We start from the raw sequence: 22881 nt of genomic DNA, 5'->3' as shown, positions 1-22881 counted from the left end.
GTATTTTCATATGTCTTGGGCTACCAGACAACGAACGTGAGCGCTGAGGGATCTAGGGAGATATGAATGATGACCGTCCACTCGTTCTCGTCGTAGAGGACGAGCCAGATTTAGCAGACCTGTATGCCACGTGGCTGAAGGCGAACTATCGTGTTCGAACTGCCTATGGCGGCGAAGAGGCACTCGAAAAGCTCAGCGACGACATATCAGTGATGCTGTTAGACCGACGGATGCCGGGCCTCTCGGGCGATGAAGTACTTGACGCTGCCAGAGAACGAGGTATCGACTGTCCAGTGTCGATGGTGACCGCCGTTGAACCCGACTTCGATATCATCGAGATGGGATTCGACACCTATCTCGTCAAACCTGTCACTCGAGAAACACTCATAGAGACGGTCGAGGATCTGCTTTCGCGGACCACCTACGACGAAGGGGTTCAGGAACTCTATTCGTTGGCGTCAAAAAAGGCACTGCTCGAATCCGAAAAGGGCCGCTCGTCGCTTGAAGAGAACGAAGAGTATCAGGAACTCTCGCGACGGCTTGACGAACTTCGGGCCGAACTCGACGAAACGCTCGGTTCTCTCGGAGACCACGATGAGTTCGTCAGCTTTTATGAGGCGTTCGATACCCCTGACTCCACCGACGAATCGTTCGATTTCGACTGACTGCAGCCGACTTCTCCCTAGTTAGCTCCAGAATGTATCGGTTCTGATAACTCTGTAGCTGGTAGGAAACCGGTGAGAACGCTTTTGCGGTACTTCGGAGTATCGGATGTACGATGGGTGTGAGTGATGCACTGTGGGAGATCGAGAGTGCGATCGACGACGTGCTTTCGAATCCGACTCACAGCACAGAACGGCAGACTGCCCAGTGTCGACGGAGTGTCTACGAACAGACGCTTGCCGACGTCAATCGGGTCGCTGGAACCGAAGCGATGCATACGTTGGCAGCGTGGATCGAACGTGAGATTCGATCCACCGGTCGACTCCCCGCAAATCACGAGGTGCGACAGATCGGAACTGAAATCTGTCGACGCACGACAACCACTGCCCCCGATTTATAACAGGTCGACCGGTAGCGGCGGGTTAGGAACCCCTTACTCGTAGTATGAAGGTACTACTACAAACTACCAGTGCCAGTAAATCGACAGTTTGCCGGTGTGTTCACCATCGCTGGGTGAACGACTCGATCCGATTCATCGCCGCTTTGAGTTCCCGCATGCTCGTCGCATACGAAACGCGGAGGTGACCCGTTCCACCTTCGCCGAACACGCTGCCAGGGACAACTGCCACGCCTTCCTGTTCGAGAAGCGCCTCGGCGAACGCTTCGTCATCGCCGCCGCACTCTGGGAACGCATAGAACGCCCCGCGGGCGGTGAAACAGTCGAGTCCCATTTCGTCGAACCGCGAGAGGACGAACCGGCGGCGACGGTTGTACTCGGCGGCCATCTCGGTGACTGCATCGTCACAACTCCGCAGCGCCTCGATGGCGGCATACTGGGCGGTTGTCGGTGCCGAGAGCATGGTGTACTGATGAACCCGATTCAGTGAGTCGACCGCCTCGGCTGGCCCGAGCGCGTAGCCGAGCCGAAGCCCGGTCATTGCGTAAGCCTTCGAAAAGCCGTTGATAACGATCGTCCGCTCGCGCATTCCCGGCATCGACGCGATCGAGGTGTGCTCGTCGTCGTAGGTCAGCGCAGCGTAGATCTCGTCGGCGATCACGTCGACGTCGTTGTCGACACAGAACTCGGCGACTGCACGTACCTCCGATTCGGTCATCACTGCGCCGGTCGGATTGTTTGGATAACAGAGTACGAGCAGGTCGGCGTCGGCCGCACCTGCGTCTTCCAGTGCGGCCGGCGTCAGCACGAAGTCGTTTTCGGCCGTCGTCGTGACGCCGAGCGGGATGCCGCCGGCGAACTCGATGCCCGGTCGGTACGAAATATAGTTCGGCTGGTGAATCGCGACCGTGTCACCCGGCGAGATGAACGTTCGAAGCGCGAGGTCGACGGCCTCGCTCGCGCCGGTCGTCACAATGATCTCGCTGTCGGGGTCGTACTCGTGGCCCCACCGCTGGCTGTAGCCCGCGATCAGCTCGCGTAGCTCTTTCATCCCCCGGTTCGAGGTATACGAGGTTCGGCCCGCTTCGAGCGAGTGGATGGCGGCGCTGCGAGCGGCCCACGGCGTCGAGAAGTCGGGCTCGCCGACCCCCAGCGAGATCACGTCGTCGCGCTCTTCGGCCAGCTCGAAGAATTTCCGTATTCCCGACTCGAGAACGCCCGCGACACGGTCGTTGGCCCCCAGTGTCATGGTGAGATCGACAGTCGATCGTCGTCGTCACGATCACCGAAATCGATGCCCGCCTCCTTGTACGTCTGCATGATGAAATGGGTCACCGTCTGGGTGATCTCCGGAATCGGCGCGATCTGGTTCGAGATGAACCGCGAGACGTCCTGCATCGACTCGCCGGTGACCTCGATGGCGAAATCGTAATCGCCCGACACGAGTCGGAGCGACTCGACTTCGTCAAATCGGGCGATGCGGTCGGCGATCTCCTCGTACCCCGTTTCGCGGTCGAGTTCGACGTTGAGTTCGACAAAGGCCGCCACGCGCTGTTCGTCGGTGTTGTCCCAGTCGACGACCGCCTGATAGCCGCGGACGGTGCCTTCGGCTTCGAGTTCGTCGAGGAGTTGCTCGACGGTTTCGGCCTCGACCCCAAGCTGTCGGGCGATGTCTTCGGTCGACTCGCGGGCGTCGGTCGACAGCAGCGCCAGCAGTTCGCGTTTGGCGTCCATACCATCTCTGTCCGTTCCGACCGCATATGATTTGCGACACTGGATGTGTGTCAGGATCACGAACGGATGGTGGCCGTTCAGAACCGATAACTTCCCGTACAGTCGACTACTCGCATGAGCTATCTCCCATGGGCTATCGTCGCGCTGGCGGCCTACACGCTCGTCCCATTGTTGATGCGTATCGCGACGACCGGAGCGGATGCGATACCGAGCGACGTGGCGACGATCATTTCGAATACGATCCTGATCGTCGCCGCGGTGGCCGTCGTCGTTGGGACGGACCAGCCTATCACGCCGTATCTCAGCAGTTCGAAGCTCTCGTATGTGGTCGCTGCCGGCGTCTTTCTCGCTATCGGGATTTTGGCGTACTACCGGGCACTTGCACTCGGTCCAGTGAGCGTTGTCACACCCGTGTTCGGGCTGTTTTTGGTCTCGAGTTCGGTGCTCGGAATGGCGCTTCTCGACGAGCCAGTCACGGCACGAAAAATCGCTGGCATCGGGTTCGCAGTGCTCGCGGTGTATCTCGTGACCGTCGAGTGAGCACGTGAAGCGACTGGCGATCGAAAGAGAACTTGTGATAGCCGTCGACGGCTACGAGAGCCATATTAAATAGTCAGCCGATATAGCTGTTTTCTGGCATCACGGAACGACACGCGCGACTCAACGGCGTCGATTTCTTCGAGCCGAGTGACGGCCTCCCTGACCGTTCGTGTCGACAACAACGTCTCCTCGGCGAGTTCAGTCTGTGTGAGTGAGTCGTGACGGTCGAGGATCTTCGCGACGAGTTTCGAACTCGGTGGAAGCGCTCGAACAGCCGCCCATCGGTCGACGCGGTCCGGGTTCTGGTTCCTCGCAGTTTCTCGTGATCGGACTGCCTGTGGTCTCGAATCGTCGTGAGCACTCATCGCTACCTCTCCTTTAGGGATTCACTATAATAATATTTTTCTTTTGTATATTACTATAATGCATTATTGTGAGTTCGTGCACACGCAGAACTGTCGACGGTGCCGAGACTGGCAGGGTATTCGAGCGAATCGAGAAGGTCATACCTTCGACCCACCCAACGTGGGTATGGAGGTTCTCGTCCGGCTGCTTGGGCTCCTCGCGCTGCTGCTCGTGGGGACCGGACTGCGTCAGGTTGGCATTCTAAACACATACCGGACGGCGCGGCTCAACACCGTCGCCTACTACGGTGCGCTGCCAGCGCTCGTCTTTACGGCAACCTACGACCAGAACATCGCCGCGTTGTTGACGCCCTCGCTCTTTGTCGGCGTGGTTGGTGTTCTCTGTGCGACTGCCGGACTCGCGTGGCTCGTCAACGCTCACCGTGCCGCCCCTGCCCGTCGGAGCGTCGCGATGGTCCAGTCATACCATTCGAATCTCGGCTATCTCGGCCTTCCGCTTGTGGCCGCGACGTTTGAGGCCGAGGTGACCGCGATTGCCAGTGTGGTTCTCGGTATCGGCTCGCTCACACAGGTGCCGATTACGATCCTCCTGTTGATCACGATCACCGGCGTCGACACACAGCTTCGGGCTCAACTTCTCGAACTCCTGTCGAATCCAGTGTTGGTTGCCCTGGTGGCTGGAATCACGATCGGCTCACTTGGGCTGCCTGTCGCCCAACCTATCACGGTCGGTCTCGATGTACTGGCCGCGCTGGCGCTTCCGCTGGCGTTGCTCTGTGTTGGGGCGACCTTGGAGGTCGACGGTCCGTCGCTCGATCCCCGGGCGACCGGCTCGGTAATCGGCCTCAAACTCGTTGTCATGCCCGCGCTGGCGTGGATCGCGTTCTCGGCGCTCGGCGTCGACACCGCGACGTTCACGGCCGCAATCGTCATGCTCGGAACGCCGACGGCCGTCTCGACCTACGTGTTCGCGAGTGAACTCGGCGGCGACAGCCAGTTCGCCTCGCTCAACGTGTTTGCAACCACCCTCGCCTCTGTCGGCTCGCTGTTCGTGTTGATCACACTCGTCTCCTGACTCTCCTGCAATGGGTCGACCGACAGAATCCTCCGATCGGTCGACCGACAGAATCCTCCGATCGGTCGACCGGCTGAACCCTCCGATCGGCCGACCGACAGAACGCTCAGATCGATCGACACGAACCCCAAATCGATTTGATCGGCGAGTTCGTAGCTTGAGTATGGTACTCAAAGAATCCGACTCCCAACTGAGCCGGGGCGATGTGGCCCCCGAGTTCGAACTGACAGGCACCGACGGCGAGAGCTACACCCTCGATTCGTTCGCCGACAGCGACGCCCTGTTGATCGTCTTTACCTGCAACCACTGCCCGTACGCCCAGGCCAAGTTCGACCACCTCAACGAACTGGCCGCCGAGTTCGACGACGCCGCCGTCGTCGGCATCAACTCCAACGCCAACCCCGAATACCCCGAGGACGACTTCGACCACATGGTCGACTTGGTCGACGACGGAACCATCGCCTACGACGCCTACCTCTACGACGAAACCCAGGATATTGCCCGCGCGTACGGGGCGGTCTGCACGCCCGATCCGTTCGTCTTCCGCCGCGAGAACGGCGAGTGGCAACTGGCCTACCACGGTCGCCTCGACGACGCGCTGAATCCCGACGACGAGCCGACCGAGTTCTACGCCCGCGAAGCCATCGAATCCGTGCTGGCTGGCGAGGCCGTCAACCACGACGACCTGCCGTCGCGCGGCTGTTCAATCAAGTGGGTCGACGAGTAAATCCGGAGCTTACTGGCACGATTGGAGAATGGCTTCGCGCGCGTTTTCGACTGCGGCCTCGTGTTTGGCGGGGTAGGCCTCGACTTTCGCGCGGAGCGTAATTCCTGGGCCCAGTCGAATCTCGTCGCCGAACGCTGCCTGTTTGTCGAGCCGGAGGAAAAACGAGCAGTTGTCGTCGACGCGCTCGTCGAGCTCGTCGAGTATACGATCGATCTCTTCGAGCTCGGCCAGCCGGTCGAGCACGTGCCGCATCTCGTCGGCGGTGTCGACGCGCACCGAGAGCACCACGATCCGGTCGCCGTGGTGGCCGGTGTTGGTCATCCGGTCGAGCTCGAACTCATCTGGAAGGAACGCCCGAATCGCCTCCTCGACCCGTTTTTCGTCCTCAGTGGCATAGCAGAAGGTCCGGAGATCGATGTAGTGAAACGGCACTCTCGGCATTACTGGCTTCTTGGCGACTGGAGGGAAAAAGCGCTCGGCTCGTGGTCGGGGACTATTCGTCGGCTTCGTCGTCGGGGACTATTCGTCGGCTTCGTCGTCGGCCGCACCGTCGACGGCTTCGAGGTCGTCTTCGGGAACGCCGGTCTCTTGGCCTTCGTCGAAGCTGATCGTGTAGGTCGCATCGCCGAACATGTTCTCGATGACCTGGGTGATCGTCCCGGTCTCGCCGTCGTACTCGCTGTGTTTGTCGTGCAGCACGGCCTGGTCGTCTTTCTCAAAGCTCATAGCTACCAGTTCCGGAACCACGAATAAAAGCGCGCGGATTCGTACTGTCGACTCCGGTGGGACAGCCGGAGCCCGTGTTTTGAAATCCAGTCGACCTGGCTCAGTCGGCCTTGTTCGCGACCCGGTGGTACGGTTGTCTCGAGATCGTCTTTCGAAGTTCGCTCAGTGACTCCTTGCCGCCGGTTCGCATCGCCCCCATCACCGCGAACACCTCTTGACGCGAGATCTTCACGCCGCGTTCGGTGAGTGCGTCTTCGGGTCGCGCGGTGAGTTCCCGCAGTGTACCGACTGCCAACAGGAACGGAACGCCCCATGCTGCCAGCGTATTGCCGTGTCGAAGCGGCATCGCTTGGAGATAGCCCTCGGCATCGCCGAGAAACGACTGAGCGTGGCTCGCGGTACGGCTGACGACTTCGGCAGCCTCGTCGCGCTTTTCAGGGTCGACGATTTCGTCCTGACCGATCCCTTCGGCCGCGAGCCATTCGGCGGGCAGATAGACGTTGTTCTCCTCGGTATAGTCGTCGTAGACGTCCTTCGAAATGTTGACCAGTTGGAGAAGCAGGCCGAAGTCGACCGCTGTATCGTACAGCTGTTGGCGCCGCTCGGCGGCGAGGTTGCCTCGCGTGAGCAGGTTCGTAATGAGCGTGCCGACCGTCCCGGCCGCGTAGTAACAGTACTCTTCGAGTTCGTCGCGGCTGTCGATCCGGAGCCCACCCGCGTTGGCGTAGCGGTCGACGAACATCGCCATCCCGTCGACGAGCTCTCTGACCGGGGGGATGATCGCGTCTTTGACGTCGGCCGGAAGCTCGTCGAACGTCGCCATCACGCGCGGCGCGTTGGCGACGACCTCCCAGTCGGCCGACCGCCCGTCGGCTGGCGGAAGCCACTCGGCGACGTCGGCGTTGAACGCCTCGATTCCGGTCTCGTCGTCGGGATCGAGCGCCGCGTCGTACGTCCGGAGCAGGGCTGCCTGTGGCTCCGGCGGAATGTGGCCTGCGTCCTCAACCGTATCGGCAATGCGGCAGAGGAGGTAGCCCAGACAGATGTGTGTCGACATCGGCTCGTCCAACACGTCGATAGTCAGCGCGAACGTCCGAGAGACCCCTTGGACCGCCTCGTGGCACCACTCGAGGTCAGCCTCGTGATCCACACCGGGGGGTCTTGATTCGTGTCCCGTCATTCAAGTATACCTCTATTGGGTATGGGGCATAAAAAGTCTCTTGGGGTTGACTCGTGACCGAAGCCGAAATAAGGCCGACGGTCCGTCGGATTACCATTATTATTTATTAATAAATTGCCGTGTGAGCGCAGCGAGTTCCGAGCCAAGCGACGCGCGATCGACCGCGCCGCGTTCGAACAATCGCGGGTCGACCACGCGGAAGATGGCCTCGCAGGTTCGCTCGTAGAGCGCGTCGACGGTCACCGGCCGGTTGTGCTCGGTCAACTCGTCGGCGAGTGACCTCAACCGGTGGTCGGTCGCGTGGCTAGCGGCGAGGTCGGCAGCCGTCACCTCGGTCGGCGTCGGTGACGATGGTAGCTCGTCGACGCCAGCGTCGGGATGGGGGAGTTCCGCGCGGTGGCCCTGTTTGTCCCGGATCACGACGCCCGCAGCGGGGCCATCATACCACGCTGAAGCCGGTATTTCGTACCGCCTGGGATGGAAATCACGGGCAGGCAGTTCCTGATCGACCGCGTTGATCGGTTCGAGGCCGAGGCGTCGAAAGATGCCGTCGACCGCATCCGGCGGCCGGAACCGCTTGGCGTCGGCCGACCAGACATCGGAACCGAGAAACGAGGGCGTTCGGCCCCAGTCGTATTCGGTCCCCCGGTACTGCATCGCCGTACCGAAGAAGACGATCGCCTCGACGTCGTCGACCGCCGCCCGGAGCGCCTCGCGGTCGAGTCGTTCCCGGATGTGCCGGACGGCGTGGCTGTACTGCACCGGAAGGTCGTCGGGATCGTCGTAGACGCACTCGGCGTCGCCGAACTGAAGCAGTCCTGATTCCAGCAGGCGGAAGCGAAATGACGCGCCGTTGACGGATTCGAGCAGCCAGAGGTGGCCAGACTCGCGGAGTTCGGCAGGCGCGTCGTCGACGTGGGGAAGCGAAGGGAAGGATTTCATCGTAGGGTGATCGGCGGTCGTCACTGCCGGGGTAGCTGACCGGTTGCTCCGCAGGCCATTAGTGTTGTGGCCTCCTCTACAGTGGTGAATGCCGATTTCGATCCCCGACATTGCGGTGGAGCCACCGCTGCGCGATAGTGTAGACGCCCTCTCGACCGACGTTGAACCACCCGCGATCGTCTCGATCAGCGATATCCACGGCTATCTCGACGCGGCCCGCAGCGCGCTGACAACGCTCGGCGACCATCCCGACTACGAACCGGTCGTGGTCGCCGACGCCGACGGAACCCTTCACTGGGCCGACAACGACTACGTTCTCGTGTTCAACGGCGATCTGGTCGACCGCGGGCCTGCCAACGACGAGGTGCTGGCGCTGGTGGGCCGCCTGATCGCCGAGGCCCCTCCGGGGCGCGTCCGGGTGACGCTTGGCAACCACGAGGCACTCATGCTCTCGCCGGACCTGTTCGGCTTCACCGACTGGTACTCGGGGCAGGTCGACGACGCCGACCGGCGGCAGCTCTGTCGGGCGATTGCGGCGGGCCACGTGGTGGCGGCCTACGAGGGCCACAGCGTTACCTACGCCCACGCGGGCTCGGTCGACCCCTACGACGCGTCGACGGTCAACGAGTCGCTGATCGCGGCCACGAAGGAGCTTCAAGCCGCGATCGGCACCGACGCGGATCAGGCGGCGCAGACCGATCTGGTCGACAATTATCCGGTGGTGTTAGGCGTCGGCCGAAACCACCTCAAAGGGCCCGAGGCTGGGCTCGTCTGGCTCCATTTCGACCACCTGTCAAGCGATGGGCCGCCGCAGGTCGTCGGCCACACGCGCCACGACAGCCCCGCGGTCGACGGGAGGGTGTACTGCCAGAACGTCATCCGTAACAGCCTCGACTCGCCGGGCGGCGAGGCGGTGTTCGTCGAAACACCCGAGCGGCTGGTTGCACTTGTTCGCCGCGCCGACGGCAGCGTTCGAGACCGTCGGCTCGGTTCATAGCGCGAGAACAGCCATTCCAAGTATCAAAACTGAATATCTTTGCTGTAAGTATAAATACCGCATCCAGCATTGTAGCGATATGACTGACTATGCAGCGGTGTTCGGCAGTGGCGGGCTCAACGACCAGGTCGACATCGAATCGCTTGTCCGTGAGATCGGCCTCGATATGGAGGAAATCGAGTGGCGAAAGGAGTTCGTGAACTTCGGCCCCGAGGACGCCGAGCGACTCAACAGCCTCCAACCGCTGTTCGAAGAGTACGCCGCGGAGATCGGCGAGCGGTTCTACGAAAACCTCCTGCAGTACGACCAGACCGTCGAGGTTATCGAGCGGTCGCCCAAGAACGTCGAGGCACTCAAACAGACCCAGCAGGCGTACTTCGTAACGCTCGCCGATGGCGACTACGGCCGGGAGTACTTCGCCAACCGGGCGCGGATCGGCAAACTCCACGACATCCTCCAGATGCCGATGAAACAGTACATCGGCCAGTATGGCGTCTACTACGACCTCATCTTGCCGTTGCTCACCGGCGAAACGACCGAGCGGCTTCGCGAGCGGCTCCGGTCGAACCTCGATGCAGCCGACGTCGACCACATCGACCGGATCGTCGAGGACGAACTCACTGAACTGCGGGCGGAAATTATGGCAGTGTTGCGGGTTATTAACCTCGATATGCAAGTCGTCGCTGATACCTACATCCACTCCTACAGCACACGACTGGCCGAAGAGGTCGACCGACGCGAGCGACTGGCCGCAGAAGTCAGAGACGATCTCGAAATGCCGATGAGTGAACTCGGTCGCTCGTCCGACGAGGTTGCTGGCTCCTCACAACAGATCTCCCAGCTCACAAGCGAGCAGTCCGAGCGGATTCAGTCGATCGCTGGCGAGGTCTCGAACATGAGTGCGACCGTCGAGGAGATCGCCTCCAGTGCGACCGAAGTCGAGCACAACAGCCAGCGTGCCCAAGCGCTCGCCGAAGACGGCCAGGAGGCAGCCGACGACACACTCGGTGTGATGGACGACGTCGGCGATGCCGTCGAAGAGGTCTCGGCCGACGTCGACGAGCTGCAAGACCGGGTCGGCGAGATCGACTCGGTCGTCGAGGTAATAAACGATATCGCCGAACAGACCAACATCCTCGCGCTGAACGCCTCGATCGAAGCCGCCAGAGCTGGCGAAGCGGGCTCGGGGTTCGCCGTGGTCGCCGACGAGGTCAAATCGCTGGCTGGCGACTCACAAGAACGCGCCCAAGAGATCGAATCGCTGGTGTCGGCGATCGAGAGCGACACCGAACAGACTGTAAAAAGCCTCGACGAGACGACCGAGCAGATCGAGCGTGGCGTCGATCGGGTCACCGAGGCGATGGAGCTACTCGACGACATCGCCAGCGCGGTCGAAGAAACCGCTCATGGCATCCGAGAGGTCTCCGACGCAACTGATGAACAGGCCGCCAGCTCCGAGGAGGTCGCCAGCATGCTCGACCAACTCGTCGACAAGGCCAACACCGTTTCGAACGAAGCCGAAGAAATCGCCCGAGCGAACGAACAACAGGCCGCGACGATCGAGGAGATCTCGGCGACAGTCCAACGACTCACCGAGTGATCCATACTTTCAAAAACGACAATCCGCGCCGATGGCGGATCTGACGTCCATTCCCAAATTCCCTTGAGGAGGGCGAGTGCCGTACCTCAACCGCGGTGACCACCCGAGAGTCGGGTCGCCGCTCGCGTACCGGATATTCTATAGGGACATATAAAAACCCTCGGCATAGTAACCTATTTATACAGCATGAATCGAAACCGGCAGCTTGAGCGAGCCGACAGGGGGCCGAGATGACGACGGTCAGCGCGCCGGGGAAAGTGTATCTGTTCGGCGAGCACGCGGTCGTCTACGGCGAACCGGCGGTGCCGTGTGCGATCGAGAAGCGAGCGACCGTGACTGCCGAGCCGCGCGACGACGGCCACGTCCGCGTTGAGGCCGCAGACCTCACGCTCGATGGATTCGTCGTCGAGTACGCCGGGTCGACCAACGACCGACCGGACGTCGACGTGCCGAAACCCCTTCTCGATGCGGCAATGGGCTACGTCGACGCCGCGGTCCAGCAGGCCCGCGAGGCGGCCGACGTGCCCGACGCCGGTTTCGACATCACCATCGAAAGCGAGATTCCGATCGGTGCGGGACTCGGCTCTTCGGCGGCGGTTATCGTCGCTGGAATCGACGCCGCCACGCGGGCGCTTGGCACCCGACTCGACCGTCGCGAACTCGCCGACCGAGCGTACAAAGCCGAGTTCGCGGTGCAGGACGGCCAGGCCTCGCGTGCGGACACGTTCTGTTCGACGATGGGCGGGGCGGTCCGGGTCGAAGGCGACGACTGTTCGACGCTGTCGACGCCCACGCTCCCGTTCGTCGTCGGCTTCGACGGTGGTGCAGGCGACACCGGCAAGCTGGTCGCCGACGTGCGCGCGCTACGGGATCGCTACGACTTTGCGGCCGAGACAGTCGAGGCGATCGGCGACATCGTCTCGACGGGTGAACAACTGCTCCGAGCGGCCGACCCAGACGCTGAAGCGAGCGACGAGTTAGTCGACGAACTCGGTGATCTGATGAACATCAACCACGGCTTGCTTTCGGCACTCGGTGTTTCCTCGCGCTCGCTGGACACGATGGTGTGGGCTGCCAGAGAGGCCGGTGCGGAGGGCGCGAAGCTGACCGGTGCGGGCGGCGGCGGCTGTATCGTCGCCCTCGATGCGACCGAGGAGACCCAGACCAGCCTCCGGTACACGCCGGGGTGCGAAGACACCTTCCGTGCGGAGCTCGCCGAGGACGGCGCGCGCGTCGAGGAGCCATAGATGGCCGGAGACGAACTGGTCGTGCTCAAACTCGGCGGCAGCGTGATCACTAATAAAGACGAACCGGAGACGGTCGACGAAAAGCAGTTAGAGACTGTCCTCGATGCGGTCGCAGCCGCATTTGACAAAGAGACACATCCCCGGCTGGTGCTCGTCCACGGCGGCGGGAGTTTCGGCCACGTCCACGCCGCTGAGCATGACGTGTCGACGACCGATGGAACCACCGACGCGAACGCAGCAAACGAGATTCACGGCGCGATGAAGCGGCTCAATCGGACTGTGGTCGACCGCCTTTTGGCGCGCGACGTGGCTGCCGTGCCGGTTCATCCACTGTCGGTTGCGGCGCGCGATGTCGACGGCCGGCTTTCGTTGCCCGCGACGGCCACTGAGGGCCTGCTGGGTGAGGGGTTCGTCCCGGTTCTGCACGGCGATGTGATCGCCCACGCAGGCGAAGGCGTGACGGTCCTCAGCGGCGATGAGATCGTGACCAGCCTCGCCGACTCGCTCGGTGCGAGCCGCGTAGGCCTGTGTTCGACCGTCCCGGGCGTATTGGACGACGACGGCGACGTAATCGAGGAGATCAGCTCGTTCGAGCAGGTCGAGTCGGTGCTCGGCGAAAGCGAGTCGACCGACGTCAGCGGCGGGATGGCAGCCAAAGTTCGCGAACTCCTCGCGCTGGGTGCCCCAGCGCACGTGTTTGGACCTGACGCGGTTGCGGCCTTTTTAAATAGAGAGTCAGCAGGGACGCTGGTCGACGGCCACTAATCGACTATCGCGGTCGACCGTCTGTCGAAGGTGCGTACCAAATCCTTATTCAGCGGTCGCACCGACTCTCCGACATGAACGACGACGCCGTTTTCGAACTCCTGTCGACGGTTTCGGACCCTGATCTCGGTGACGACATCGTCTCGCTTGGCTTGGTCAACGCGGTCGACGCCGATGGGGACGAAGTCAAGATCTCGCTCGCCCTCGGCGCGCCCTTTTCGCCACACGAATCGCAGATCGCCAACGCTGTCCGCGATGTGTTCGCCGAGAAAGCACCCGATGTCGACCTCCAGATCAGCGCCGGACTCCCCAAGTCGCTCGGCTCTGACGACGAGGTGCTGCCGAACGTCCAGAACATCATCGCGGTCGCTTCGGGCAAGGGTGGTGTCGGCAAGTCGACCGTGGCGGTGAATCTCGCCGCAGGACTCTCGCAACTCGGCGCACGGGTCGGTCTCTTTGACGCCGACATCTATGGTCCCAACGTCCCTCGGATGGTCAAAAGCGACGAGGGCCCCGAGGCCACCGAGGACAAAACGCTCATTCCGCCCGAGCGCTACGGGATGAAGCTGATGAGCATGGACTTTCTGGTTGGCGCCGACGACCCAGTTATCTGGCGCGGGCCGATGGTCCACAAGATCCTCACCCAACTCGTCGATGACGTCGACTGGGGTGAGCTCGACTACCTCGTGCTCGACCTCCCACCAGGAACGGGCGACACCCAACTGACCGTCCTCCAGACGCTCCCGCTGACGGGCGCGGTGATCGTCACGACGCCACAACAGGTCGCACTGGATGATGCACTCAAGGGCCTGCGGATGTTCGGCCAACACGAAACGCCCGTGTTGGGAATCGCCGAAAACATGTCCGAGTTCCGGTGTCCCGACTGCGGCGGTCGACACGACATCTTCGGTAGCGGCGGTGGCGAGGAGTTCGCCGAGGACGAACAGCTTCCGTTTTTAGGGTCGATCCCGCTCGATCCGGCCGTCCGGGCCGGTGGCGACGGCGGCGAGCCGGTCGTTCTCGACGAGGGCGAAACGGCCGACGCCTTCAGGACGCTCACCGAAAACGTTGCGAACAACGTCGGAATCATTCGGCGTCGACACGTCCAAGCGGTCAACGCGCCGTCGAACTCGCCGTAGAATCAGAAGCTAGGACGGGGATTTGAACCCCGGAAGTCTCGATTACAAGTCGAGTGCATGAACCCCCCATGCTCTCCTAGCACGCATCCAACGATTACGGGCCCCCCTTTGAGTGTGTATCGTTTTGAATCGACTTTGCCAGTTCGATCCGGTGATCCCGGTAGCCGTGGCGGTCGTAAAACCGCCGGGCGGCGTCGTTGGACGCGAGCACTTCTAACCGAACCGTGTCGACACCCTCGCCGGCGAGATTGGCCTCGGCGGCTTTGAGCAGCGCACTCCCGATTCGTTCGTTTCTCGTGTCGGGTCTGACATAGAGGTTGACGATGACGCCGGTCGTCCGGTCCTGTTGGTAGCGTCCATCCTCGATGTGGTACATCACAAAGCCAACTATCTCGTCCGATGAGTTCTCTCGGCGGGCGACCAGCAGGCCGTTGGTGACGACGTGGCGGGCGATGGCGTCTCTGACCGCATTGCGGTTTGGGTCAGTAAGGAGTCGCGAGCCGTACTGTCGCTGGTCGGCCGCCAGTTCGACCCAGTAGTCGACGAGCGTTGGAACATCGTTGATCGTTGGCCGTTCGATCTCCATCAGTAGGCGCGGCAGTCCGGGCAGATGAGTTGGCCGTTGACCGTCGACAGCTCAGGGGTTAGCGAGCCACAGACCTCACAGATGCTCTGGAGCGAGCCCTCCGAAACGGGTTCATCTGCCGGTTCGCCGGTCACCTCGCCTATCTCTGGCTCACCAGTAACCATGGCCTCGGCGGTCGCCGGTCGACCTGTAGCGTCCCCGGGTTCGCTCGCGGCTAGCACGTCGCGCTCGGTGAGCAGACCGACTGCCTGGTTATCGTCGACCACCAGCACGTGCGTTGTCCCCCGTTCGACGAGCTGTCTAGCGGCATCCGACAACGGCGCTGTCGGCTCGACGGTCGACACCGTGGGCTCCATCACTTCGCCGACCGCCCGCTCGTTAGGATCGCCTTCGAGCATCGCCGCCATCGCCGTCGCGGTCGACAGGCTTCCGATCGGTTCGGCACCCCGGAGCACGACGACAGCCTCGGCTGGCTCGGTTGCCATCAGTTCGGCGGCTTCGGCGAGCGTGTCCGACTCGCTGACACCGACGAACTCGCGGTTCATCACGTCACGGACAGTGATTCCATTGCGCATGGCTACCTGTTCGTTCGAACTGGCTAAAATCCCCATGCAGAACCATTAATAATGAGTCGATCGAAACAGGGTAGTTGGGCCGCTGTCCCCGAGTTATCGGGTTCGGCTGAACTGGTCTGCGCCCTCGTAGAACCAGTAGCCACCGCGGCGCATCGCCCGGCCGACGGCCTGGTGCATGTCGACGATATCGCTGAACTCCGACTCCTCGACGTGCTCGAAGATCTCGCGGAGCGAGACGACCGTCTCGTGGTCGATCCGGATCGGGTCATCACCGAACTCGGCAACGAACGCCTCGCTATCGAGCGGGAAGTCGCCTTCTTCGTCGACTTTCTTTGCGATTACTGCGTGGCCGTACTGGCGTCCGCCCTCGCTGCCCTGTTCGCCATCGGGATCGTGTGGCCAATCCATACACACTCATTCCCACGGTGGATGGTTAGTCTTACGCTCGAACCCGTTGGCTCGGCTCAAAAAATGTTGCACCCTTCGTTCAGCCGGTCAGTCGACCGAAGAGCTGTTGAATCGTCGAGCCGCTCATGGTTCCGTTGAGTTCTTTAAGCGTCGATTTCTCCTCGTCGAGGTTCTCGTCGAGCGGTTCGGTGACCTCGTTTGGGAGGTCGAGGCGGTCGGCGTGGTTCTGGAGACCTTCGTAGGCGGTGATTTCGAGGCGCTCGACTTTCATCCCCGCGCCGACGTTGTAGAGGTCGATCAGGTCCTCGTCTTCGGCCGCGTTGTCGAGGAACTCCTGGCGGTCTTCGATGAGCCCATCGAGGCCGTAACACTGACGTGGTTCGGGTTGTTCATCGAGGGCCTCGAAGACAGCTTCGAGCCGCTGGGCCTGCTCGGCGGTCTCGCGTTGGTGCTTCTGGAAGCCCGTGGCGATCTCGTCGTCAGTCGTCGACTGTTCCATCTCGTCGAGGATGTCGACCAGTTCGCTCTCGATGTAGTACAGTTGCTGGAGTTCGTACACGAACTTGTCGTGGAGGGTTTCAACGGTCATGTGGACCACATCTCAACTACTCCACGCTTCGGTGGGTAAGTGTTCAGCCAGCTTTCTCGGCAGTCGGTTACCGGCTATCGGTTCTTGGTAGCCAGTCGACCCGGTATGTATCTGGTATGCCGTATCCTTTTAATTATGAACACAAGCGATCACGTCGACAGACGCTCTCGAAAGCCGAACGGTAACGACTTTAGCCCGTCCACAGCAACCGGTGGTCGACCGTAATGGACGACCGCACCCGAGAGTACCTCAGCGACCGATTTGGCGACTACTACAGCCAGTCGACAGTGCGGTTGCCGCCGGCCGCAAACGAGCGCGAGTGGGGCCACATCCCGTGGACGCCCGGCACCGGCACGACGATGGTTCGCCACCAGTCCCAGTTGGACCTCGGCGACGTTGACGATTTTCTCGCTCGAACTGCCCCGAGGCACGCCTACTTTTCGGCCGCCCGCTACACCGACCCGAGCGCCAGCACGATGGCACAAAAAGGGTGGCGCGGGGCTGATCTCGTCTTCGATCTGGATGCCGACCACCTGCCCAGCATCGACCCCGACGAGTCGACGTACGCCGAGATGCTGGCGGCGTGCAAGGACGCCCTGTTTCGGCTGCTGGCGTTCGTCGAAGACGACTTCGGCTTCGAGGACGTCGAGGTCGTCTTCTCAGGTGGTCGTGGCTACCACGTCCACGTCCGCGACGAGGGGATTCAGGACCTCGACAGCGACGCTCGTCGGGAGATCGTCGACTACGTGCTCGCGAACGATCTCGATACGGATGGGCTGATTCGGACGGTCTCTCCGGGGCCGACGAACCAACGCATGTTGAAAACAGCCGGTGGCTGGGGCCGCAGAGTCCATCAGCAGCTACTCGAACTCACTGCGGAGTTACAATCGCTCGACGAAACCGAGGCAGCGAGTCGACTCAAAGAGATCGACGGAATCGGCGACAAAAGCGCCGAGACGATCCTCACTGCACTGGAGAAAAACCCGGATGCGATTCGAACGGGGAATATGGAGGCTGGTGGCCCCGGAATCCGAAAGTTCACGAAGGAACTCATCGCCAGCGTGATCGAGACCGAAACCGCGCCGATCGACGAACCGGTAACGACCGATACGCACCGACTCATCCGATTACCGAAAACCCTTCACGGTGGAAGTGGGCTGGTCGTCAAACCGCTCGCACGCGACGAGCTCGACGGCTTTGATCCGCTTCGCGATGCGATTCCCGAGCCGTTCCGGAGTCGAGAGGTCGAGATCACGGTCGACGAGCCGTGTCGCGTCGAACTCGACGGCGATATAACTAAGTTGGAGCCGGGTGAGCACGAAGTAACAGAGTTCGTCGGCGTCTTTCTGATGGCGCGCGGCGAGGCGGACAAACAATGAATCTCGACGAGCTTCGGACGGTCCAATCGAAAGAACGCCGCAAGGACAGCCTCCAGCAGCTGCGCGATTCGTTTTATGGCGACGTTGCGGCCTACATTCAGGATCTGCAGGCCAGCCGTGACCGTCGCGCCGAACAGGTCGACAATCCCTTTTCGGACAACGAGGTCAGACGGCTTTCCGACGAGCTCGAAACCGCCGAAGAGGTCGCCGAAGCGGTGTACGAACGCCGCGTCGGCAAGGTAGTCAAACTCGCCAGTTTCGCCGCCGCCGAGATGCCGGTCGACGACGAGGGGATGACCGGCGAGGAGCGCGCGCTGTTCGAGGACCTAGTCGACCGAATCACCGAAAACAAACGGTCCGTGCTCGACGTGCTTTCGGGCAACCACTCCCCGGCCGAGACGTCGACGGCTGCGTCGACGACGCCATCTCCTGAGCCGCGTGACAGCGTCAAGCCGTCATCGGTCGACTCACCGGAAACTCCTCCGGGCAATTCGCAGGATGACTCTCAAGACACTTCGACGAATAGCTCGTCGACGGACAGTCTGCTCGCCGACGCGATGAGGTCTGATTCTGAACCGGCCGAGTCGATAACCACTGATTTGCCGGCCGAAAACAGGTCAACGGTTGACAACGAACAAACGTCGGGTCAGAACGCTGACGAACTCTCGTCAGAACCCGATCCCGTCGCAGAAACTACCAACGCCGAACGGACAACCGATGTACCTTCCGAGTCGACCCAATCGGAGTCGATAGCTCGTGAACCCGAAGCGACCGAGTCGACCTCGTCACGCGAAGCAACAACCGAGGAAACCGACGATCGAACCACGCTCCGTATCACGCGAGACGTCGGCGAGATATTCGGCGTCGACGGCCGCGAGTACACGCTTCGATCCGAGGATGTCGTCACGCTACCGAAAGCAAACGCGGACCCGCTCGTGGAGCGAGACGCTGCACTGAGACTCGATTGATCGCATAGTAGCAGTCTATTTCGGCTGGAGATTCGAGGTCTGGTCAGTATTACACTTCATCCTCACTCACGATCTGTTTCTATCGAGCCGCAAACCGTCCGAACCCTGGTACGCCAATAGCCAACGTGTGGTGCCTAAGCGAACGAACCCACACCGGGTTTCCGGTGAAACGAATGAGTGTCGATAAGGTTGATTCGTAGCTACCGATCACGTACCGGCACCTGACAGCCACACCACGTTTCCGGTGAAATATCGTGATAGCCAATCGACCAGAATCCGTCGACGGTACTCGGTCCAGAGAGTCAAAACAGCAGTTAGATACGGTGAGAGTCACACACCACGTTTCCGGTGAAACAGGCCACAACACAATCGCGAGTGAGAAATCCATCCGGAAAATCGGCTTACTTATAAATAGATTAATTTAATCCTCTAACCATTAATCCAACTATCATAGGTTCTTTTATATACTAGTCCTGAGAACAGTTCATTAAATTGCTCGCAAACATATTATTACTAGTTGCTCAGTAGCTTCGAATTGAAGCAACGGTCTCTGTCATGAGAATCAGATGCAGTTTCCGTCCAATCTTATAACAAATATGGAGATTGTGGTTGGGCTGTGCCTGATCGTTATTCTTGCGTCTACCACTCTCAAGCCGACTCTCTGCACACCGACCGACCCTGACTGGTCAGACTGATCGTCCACCGTCGACCACGGTTTCAGGTCGACCCCCACCTTCGAACGCCGTTTCACCGGAAACGTGGTGTGTGTCTCCGCCGCGAAAAAGAAACCCATTTCACCGGAAACCCGGTGTCTCCATGTATGCCTGAGACTGCCGACGATCTATTTACCCGTGAGGACCCTATCTTTGCTAACAAGGAGCTGTTAGAGATCAGCCACCTCCCGGGCGAGGGGCGTATCGTCGGCCGCGACAACGAGATCTCGCAGCTCGCGACCGCGGTCAACCCCGCCATTTTCGGCCAGAGTCCGAGCAACGTACTGATCTACGGCAAAACGGGCACCGGTAAATCGCTCTGCGCGAAGTACGTCTCACGCCGACTCATCGAGACGGCGGGCGACGAAGGCGTCACCGCGACGTTCGCCTACGTCGACTGCGCCCAGGATACGACCGAAACCCAGGCGGTCCAGACGATCGCCGCGAGCGTCAACGACGTCGAATCGACCGCGATCAACGTCCCCGATAAAGGCCTGAGCACGTCGACGTACTACAAGCGCCTGTGGCGCATTCTCGACCAGCGTTTCGACGTTGTCGTGATCATCCTCGACGAGATCGACAAACTCAGCGACGACGACATTCTCATGCAGCTCTCGCGGGCGGGCGAGGCCGGCAAGATCACCGACTGCAAGCTCGGCGTGGTGGGAATCAGCAACAAGATCCAGTACAAAGACCGGATGGACGAGCGCGTCAAATCCAGCCTCTGCGAGCGGGAGTTTGTCTTCCCGCCGTACGACGCCAACCAGCTTCGGAACATCATGAATGCCCGGAGCGACGCGTTCCATGAGGGCGTGCTTGAACCGTCGACGATCCCTCGGGCCGCGGCGCTCGCCGCAAGAGAGCACGGGGACGCGCGCAAGGCGATCGACATGCTGCGATACGCCGGCGAGATTGCCCAGTCGACCGGCTCAACGACGGTCAAAGAGGAGTTTGTCACCCAAGCCCGCCAGCGGGCCGAAACCGACCGTTTCCGGGAGCTAATCCGTGGCTCGACGCCCCACTCGCGGTACGTCTTGCAGGCGCTCGCGCTTTTGTCGCTCTCGGAGCCCGACGAGGACGGATTCCGAACGAGTCGCGTCTACGAGATCTACGAAAACATCTGTCGACAGGAGGGTTCGGACAGCCTCTCGCTCCGGCGCGTGCGTGACCTCCTGAAAGAACACGCGTTTCTCGACATTCTCGAACAGTCCAGACACAGCGGCGGCAGCGCCGAAGGCAGCTACACCAACCACCAACTGCTCGAAGACCCAGAAGTCGTCAAAGACGTCCTGATCTCGTAGCATCATCGCGACGGCCCTCGGACGTTCGTCGACACGTTCTTCGATACGTCTGGTCGATCTATCGGTTGTTCTATAGGACGATCCCTATTCTGCTGAAAAAAGCTGTGCAGGGTAGCCAGACAGTTACTCACCAGCCACTCGTCAGCCACTCAACTAATCAGCCAGCGGGATCGGCTCATCGAGATCGATCTCGCCAGCGTCGAGTTCGGCTTCGATTTCGCGGGTAGCTTTCACCATGTTTGCCATCTTGCCGTAGGCGATCTCTCGGGGCAGGAGTTTGACGCCACAGTCGGGGCTGATGGTGAGTCGCTCCGGCGGAACGACCTTGAGGCCCTGTTTGATGTTTTCTTTGATCTCGTCGACTGTCTCGATTTCGGCAGTGTGAACGTCGACAACCCCAAGCGCGAGATCAGGCACGAAGTCGGGCTCGGTGAAGACATCGATCTGTTCGTAGCCGCCGTTGCAGAGTTCCAGATCGAACTCATCGATCGGGTAATCGTTGAGTTCGGGGTAGATCCGTGAGTAGTCGCCGTAACAGACGTGGAGTCCGATCCGCACGTCTTCGGGAATCCCGCTGACGATGCGGTCGAGCGCCTCGCCAACGATGGCGTGGTCATCCGGCGTGGTCGCGAGCGCGGGCTCGTCGATCTGGATGTATTTGGCTCCGGCCTCGACGAGTCGCTCGATCTCGATATTCACGAGATCTGCGAGGTCGTAGACGAGTTCTTCTTCGGTGTCGTAAGCCTCGTTGAATGCCCAGTTGCCAAGGGTGTAGGGGCCCGTAATCGGCACTTTGACCGGCTTGCTGGCGACCTCGTTGGTGAACTCGAACTCCTCGACGAGCCACGGTTCGTCGTAGCTCACCGGGGCCGAAACCGAGGGCTTGTCGAAGTAGTTGTGGCCCCAGACCTTGACCGGGCCATTGAACTCGTAGCCGTCGATTCGGTCGGCGAAGAACTCGACCATCTCGTTTCGTCTGACCTCGCCGTCGACCACGGTGTCGAGTTGGGCACGCTCGTGTTCGTGGGTAATCACGCGAGCAGCGTCATCGTGGGCCTCTTTAAGATCCTCGACGCTGAACTTCGAATCCGCGTCGTCGACGAGTTCGTCGGCGCGGTTGAGCCACTTGGGCTTGGGGTACGAGCCGACGACGGTCGTCAGCAGGAAGTGGTCGGTCGGGTGGTCGTCGGGGCGGAACTGTTCGCGGTTGTCGGCTGGTCGGCTCATGCGGTTACCTCCTTGTCAACGGCTGCTGCAGCGATGGCGGCGAGTTTTTCGCGGTGTTTGTTCACGGGTAGATAGAACGGTTCGGTGTTGGTCGTCAAGTAGAGTCGGTCGAACTCCTGGACCGGAATCTGCTCTTCGAACCAGTCGACGCGCTTTTCGAGCGTTTCGGCCGACTCCACGAGGGTGTTTTGGCCATCCGCAATGCCGAGTGCGGCGGCGTTCTTCGTGCCGAACTCGTTGATGTTCGAGAGCGTCTGGTCGCGGTCGCCCGCAACGAGATCGAAGCCGAGGGCCTCGACATCGGCGTCCATCAGGTGGGCGTAGGTCTTCTCGTCGAGCGCACCGAAGTAGGTGTGGACGACGACGTCGGCGTCAGTCTCGTCGGCGACGGTGTCGACGGCCTCGGCGAGCTGATTCTGGAGGTCCTCGTTCGGCGCGTTCTCGACTAACGACGGTTCGAGCAGGAACAGCGTTTCGTGGTCCGGGAACGCCTCGACTTCGCTGGCGAGGAAGTCGGCAATAGCCTCGAAAAACTCGCCGTCGTCGCCGTAGTGGTCGTCGGTCGCGAGGTCGAACAGCGAGTACGGGCCGGGGAGGACCGCCTGTAGGGCGTCACCCTCGCCAAGGTAGTCGACTGCGGCCGTAAGCTCAGTAGCGACGTCACCCGAGAACGTCAGCTCTCCCTCGACGACTGGGTCGCGGTAGAAGTTGTTGTTGTCGTAGTAGCGGACGATCCCATCGGGATTGACGTTCTCGTGGGTCGTCAGCGGGTGGGCCAGCATGTCGTCCCACCGCAACTGGCCTTCGACGATGCGGTCGAGCCCGGTTGATTGCTGTTCGCCGATGACTTCGCTTCGATACGTTTCGTAGGCCCCTGCGATCTGCTGGCTCTCAGAACCCGAGATCAGATCGTGTTTCTGGTGGCCCTTGAGGTCCGAGAGCTGTTGTTTCGCTGGATCGGGAAGCGGGAACAGCCCCGGTGTCGTCGCAACTCGTTCGGTCATATACAGCCGAATTAGTGATGACGCCGCTTAATAT

The 22881-nt window shown here is 61.0% G+C and carries 26 protein-coding genes and 1 tRNA gene; 13 read left to right on the top strand and 14 right to left on the bottom strand.

The window, feature by feature from the left end; translation table 11 throughout:
• The first annotated feature begins 62 nt into the window (after nucleotides 1-62).
• Complete coding sequence (locus O2S87_RS08480; protein ID WP_475408361.1) at nucleotides 63-665, top strand: HalX domain-containing protein; 603 nt, start codon at nucleotides 63-65, stop codon at nucleotides 663-665.
• A 119-nt stretch (nucleotides 666-784) separates the two neighbouring features.
• Nucleotides 785-1063, top strand: a complete 279-nt coding sequence (locus O2S87_RS08475; protein ID WP_475408360.1) for a hypothetical protein — start codon at nucleotides 785-787, stop codon at nucleotides 1061-1063.
• 100 nt (nucleotides 1064-1163) lie between these two features.
• Here the strand turns inward: O2S87_RS08475 and O2S87_RS08470 are convergent, their stop codons facing one another.
• Nucleotides 1164-2309 carry a pyridoxal phosphate-dependent aminotransferase gene (locus tag O2S87_RS08470; RefSeq protein WP_475408359.1) on the bottom strand — a complete coding sequence of 382 codons (1146 nt, stop codon included), beginning with the start codon at nucleotides 2307-2309 and terminating at the stop codon, nucleotides 1164-1166.
• Nucleotides 2306-2794 carry an Lrp/AsnC family transcriptional regulator gene (locus O2S87_RS08465; RefSeq protein ID WP_475408358.1) on the bottom strand — a complete coding sequence of 163 codons (489 nt, stop codon included), beginning with the start codon at nucleotides 2792-2794 and terminating at the stop codon, nucleotides 2306-2308. The genes O2S87_RS08470 and O2S87_RS08465 overlap by 4 nt, the downstream gene beginning before the upstream one ends.
• A 114-nt stretch (nucleotides 2795-2908) precedes the next feature.
• On the opposite strand from O2S87_RS08465, the gene O2S87_RS08460 reads away from it, so the two are divergent.
• Complete coding sequence (locus O2S87_RS08460) at nucleotides 2909-3334, top strand: EamA family transporter (RefSeq protein WP_475408357.1); 426 nt, start codon at nucleotides 2909-2911, stop codon at nucleotides 3332-3334.
• Between the two features lie 65 nt (nucleotides 3335-3399).
• Here the strand turns inward: O2S87_RS08460 and O2S87_RS08455 are convergent, their stop codons facing one another.
• A complete protein-coding gene (locus tag O2S87_RS08455; protein ID WP_475408356.1) occupies nucleotides 3400-3699 on the bottom strand; it encodes a winged helix-turn-helix transcriptional regulator in 300 nt (99 codons plus the stop codon).
• Between the two features lie 166 nt (nucleotides 3700-3865).
• Between O2S87_RS08455 and O2S87_RS08450 the strand changes: the two genes are divergently transcribed.
• Both O2S87_RS08450 and O2S87_RS08445 read left to right on the top strand, forming a co-directional pair.
• Nucleotides 3866-4774: an AEC family transporter gene (locus tag O2S87_RS08450; RefSeq protein ID WP_475408355.1), complete on the top strand. Its 909-nt coding sequence runs from the start codon at nucleotides 3866-3868 to the stop codon at nucleotides 4772-4774.
• A 163-nt stretch (nucleotides 4775-4937) separates the two neighbouring features.
• Entirely contained in the window at nucleotides 4938-5501 is a 564-nt protein-coding gene (locus O2S87_RS08445) for a thioredoxin family protein (protein WP_475408354.1), read from the top strand.
• A 9-nt stretch (nucleotides 5502-5510) separates the two neighbouring features.
• On the opposite strand, the gene O2S87_RS08440 is transcribed toward O2S87_RS08445, so the two are convergent.
• The 4 genes from O2S87_RS08440 to O2S87_RS08425 all read right to left on the bottom strand — a co-directional run bounded on the left by O2S87_RS08440 (nucleotide 5511) and on the right by O2S87_RS08425 (nucleotide 8460).
• Nucleotides 5511-5942 carry an RNA-binding protein gene (locus tag O2S87_RS08440; protein WP_475408353.1) on the bottom strand — a complete coding sequence of 144 codons (432 nt, stop codon included), beginning with the start codon at nucleotides 5940-5942 and terminating at the stop codon, nucleotides 5511-5513.
• Nucleotides 5943-6020: 78 nt separating this feature from the next.
• A complete protein-coding gene (locus tag O2S87_RS08435; protein WP_475408352.1) occupies nucleotides 6021-6227 on the bottom strand; it encodes a DUF1918 domain-containing protein in 207 nt (68 codons plus the stop codon).
• A gap of 100 nt (nucleotides 6228-6327) precedes the next feature.
• Entirely contained in the window at nucleotides 6328-7407 is a 1080-nt protein-coding gene (locus O2S87_RS08430) for a phytoene/squalene synthase family protein (RefSeq protein WP_475408351.1), read from the bottom strand.
• A 99-nt stretch (nucleotides 7408-7506) separates the two neighbouring features.
• Complete coding sequence (locus O2S87_RS08425) at nucleotides 7507-8460, bottom strand: hypothetical protein (RefSeq protein ID WP_475408350.1); 954 nt, start codon at nucleotides 8458-8460, stop codon at nucleotides 7507-7509.
• On the opposite strand from O2S87_RS08425, the gene O2S87_RS08420 reads away from it, so the two are divergent.
• From O2S87_RS08420 to O2S87_RS08400, 5 genes are all read left to right on the top strand, one after another.
• Entirely contained in the window at nucleotides 8438-9346 is a 909-nt protein-coding gene (locus tag O2S87_RS08420; protein WP_475408349.1) for a metallophosphoesterase, read from the top strand. The genes O2S87_RS08425 and O2S87_RS08420 overlap by 23 nt on opposite strands.
• Before the next feature lie 79 nt (nucleotides 9347-9425).
• Complete coding sequence (locus O2S87_RS08415; protein WP_475408348.1) at nucleotides 9426-10946, top strand: globin-coupled sensor protein; 1521 nt, start codon at nucleotides 9426-9428, stop codon at nucleotides 10944-10946.
• 230 nt (nucleotides 10947-11176) lie between these two features.
• Nucleotides 11177-12193, top strand: coding sequence for a mevalonate kinase (gene mvk, locus O2S87_RS08410; RefSeq protein WP_475408347.1), 1017 nt, complete (start codon nucleotides 11177-11179; stop codon nucleotides 12191-12193).
• Complete coding sequence (locus O2S87_RS08405) at nucleotides 12194-12958, top strand: isopentenyl phosphate kinase (protein ID WP_475408346.1); 765 nt, start codon at nucleotides 12194-12196, stop codon at nucleotides 12956-12958.
• Nucleotides 12959-13032: 74 nt separating this feature from the next.
• Entirely contained in the window at nucleotides 13033-14097 is a 1065-nt protein-coding gene (locus O2S87_RS08400; RefSeq protein WP_475408345.1) for an Mrp/NBP35 family ATP-binding protein, read from the top strand.
• Between the two features lie 7 nt (nucleotides 14098-14104).
• Here O2S87_RS08400 and O2S87_RS08395 read toward each other — a convergent pair.
• The 5 genes from O2S87_RS08395 to O2S87_RS08375 form a co-directional block, all read right to left on the bottom strand.
• Nucleotides 14105-14178: transfer RNA gene (locus O2S87_RS08395), tRNA-Thr, on the bottom strand.
• 13 nt (nucleotides 14179-14191) lie between these two features.
• On the bottom strand, nucleotides 14192-14683 hold the full coding sequence (locus tag O2S87_RS08390; protein ID WP_475408344.1) for a GNAT family N-acetyltransferase: 492 nt from the start codon (nucleotides 14681-14683) through the stop codon (nucleotides 14192-14194).
• Nucleotides 14683-15258 carry a CBS domain-containing protein gene (locus O2S87_RS08385; RefSeq protein WP_475408343.1) on the bottom strand — a complete coding sequence of 192 codons (576 nt, stop codon included), beginning with the start codon at nucleotides 15256-15258 and terminating at the stop codon, nucleotides 14683-14685. Before O2S87_RS08385 ends, O2S87_RS08390 begins: the two co-directional genes overlap by 1 nt.
• Nucleotides 15259-15351: 93 nt before the next feature.
• Nucleotides 15352-15666 carry a DUF5785 family protein gene (locus tag O2S87_RS08380; RefSeq protein WP_475408342.1) on the bottom strand — a complete coding sequence of 105 codons (315 nt, stop codon included), beginning with the start codon at nucleotides 15664-15666 and terminating at the stop codon, nucleotides 15352-15354.
• 79 nt (nucleotides 15667-15745) lie between these two features.
• Nucleotides 15746-16255, bottom strand: a complete 510-nt coding sequence (locus O2S87_RS08375; RefSeq protein ID WP_475408341.1) for a YciE/YciF ferroxidase family protein — start codon at nucleotides 16253-16255, stop codon at nucleotides 15746-15748.
• A 224-nt stretch (nucleotides 16256-16479) separates the two neighbouring features.
• Between O2S87_RS08375 and priS the strand changes: the two genes are divergently transcribed.
• The 3 genes from priS to O2S87_RS08360 all read left to right on the top strand — a co-directional run bounded on the left by priS (nucleotide 16480) and on the right by O2S87_RS08360 (nucleotide 20616).
• The gene (gene priS / locus O2S87_RS08370) at nucleotides 16480-17634 is read left to right on the top strand and encodes a DNA primase small subunit PriS (RefSeq protein ID WP_475408340.1); all 1155 of its coding nucleotides are present in this window, start codon (nucleotides 16480-16482) and stop codon (nucleotides 17632-17634) included.
• Nucleotides 17631-18602 carry a DNA replication complex subunit Gins51 gene (locus tag O2S87_RS08365; protein WP_475408339.1) on the top strand — a complete coding sequence of 324 codons (972 nt, stop codon included), beginning with the start codon at nucleotides 17631-17633 and terminating at the stop codon, nucleotides 18600-18602. The genes priS and O2S87_RS08365 overlap by 4 nt, the downstream gene beginning before the upstream one ends.
• Before the next feature lie 820 nt (nucleotides 18603-19422).
• Nucleotides 19423-20616 carry a Cdc6/Cdc18 family protein gene (locus tag O2S87_RS08360; protein ID WP_475408338.1) on the top strand — a complete coding sequence of 398 codons (1194 nt, stop codon included), beginning with the start codon at nucleotides 19423-19425 and terminating at the stop codon, nucleotides 20614-20616.
• Between the two features lie 153 nt (nucleotides 20617-20769).
• Here the strand turns inward: O2S87_RS08360 and O2S87_RS08355 are convergent, their stop codons facing one another.
• Both O2S87_RS08355 and O2S87_RS08350 read right to left on the bottom strand, forming a co-directional pair.
• Nucleotides 20770-21843 carry a methionine synthase gene (locus tag O2S87_RS08355; protein WP_475408337.1) on the bottom strand — a complete coding sequence of 358 codons (1074 nt, stop codon included), beginning with the start codon at nucleotides 21841-21843 and terminating at the stop codon, nucleotides 20770-20772.
• On the bottom strand, nucleotides 21840-22847 hold the full coding sequence (locus tag O2S87_RS08350; RefSeq protein WP_475408336.1) for a 5-methyltetrahydropteroyltriglutamate--homocysteine methyltransferase: 1008 nt from the start codon (nucleotides 22845-22847) through the stop codon (nucleotides 21840-21842). The genes O2S87_RS08355 and O2S87_RS08350 overlap by 4 nt, the downstream gene beginning before the upstream one ends.
• Nucleotides 22848-22881: the final 34 nt, after the last annotated feature.

The organism is Halohasta sp. A2, assembly GCF_056175805.1.
Note: the sequence above shows the minus strand (reverse complement) of the source record. Positions and strands in the feature narration are given on the sequence as shown.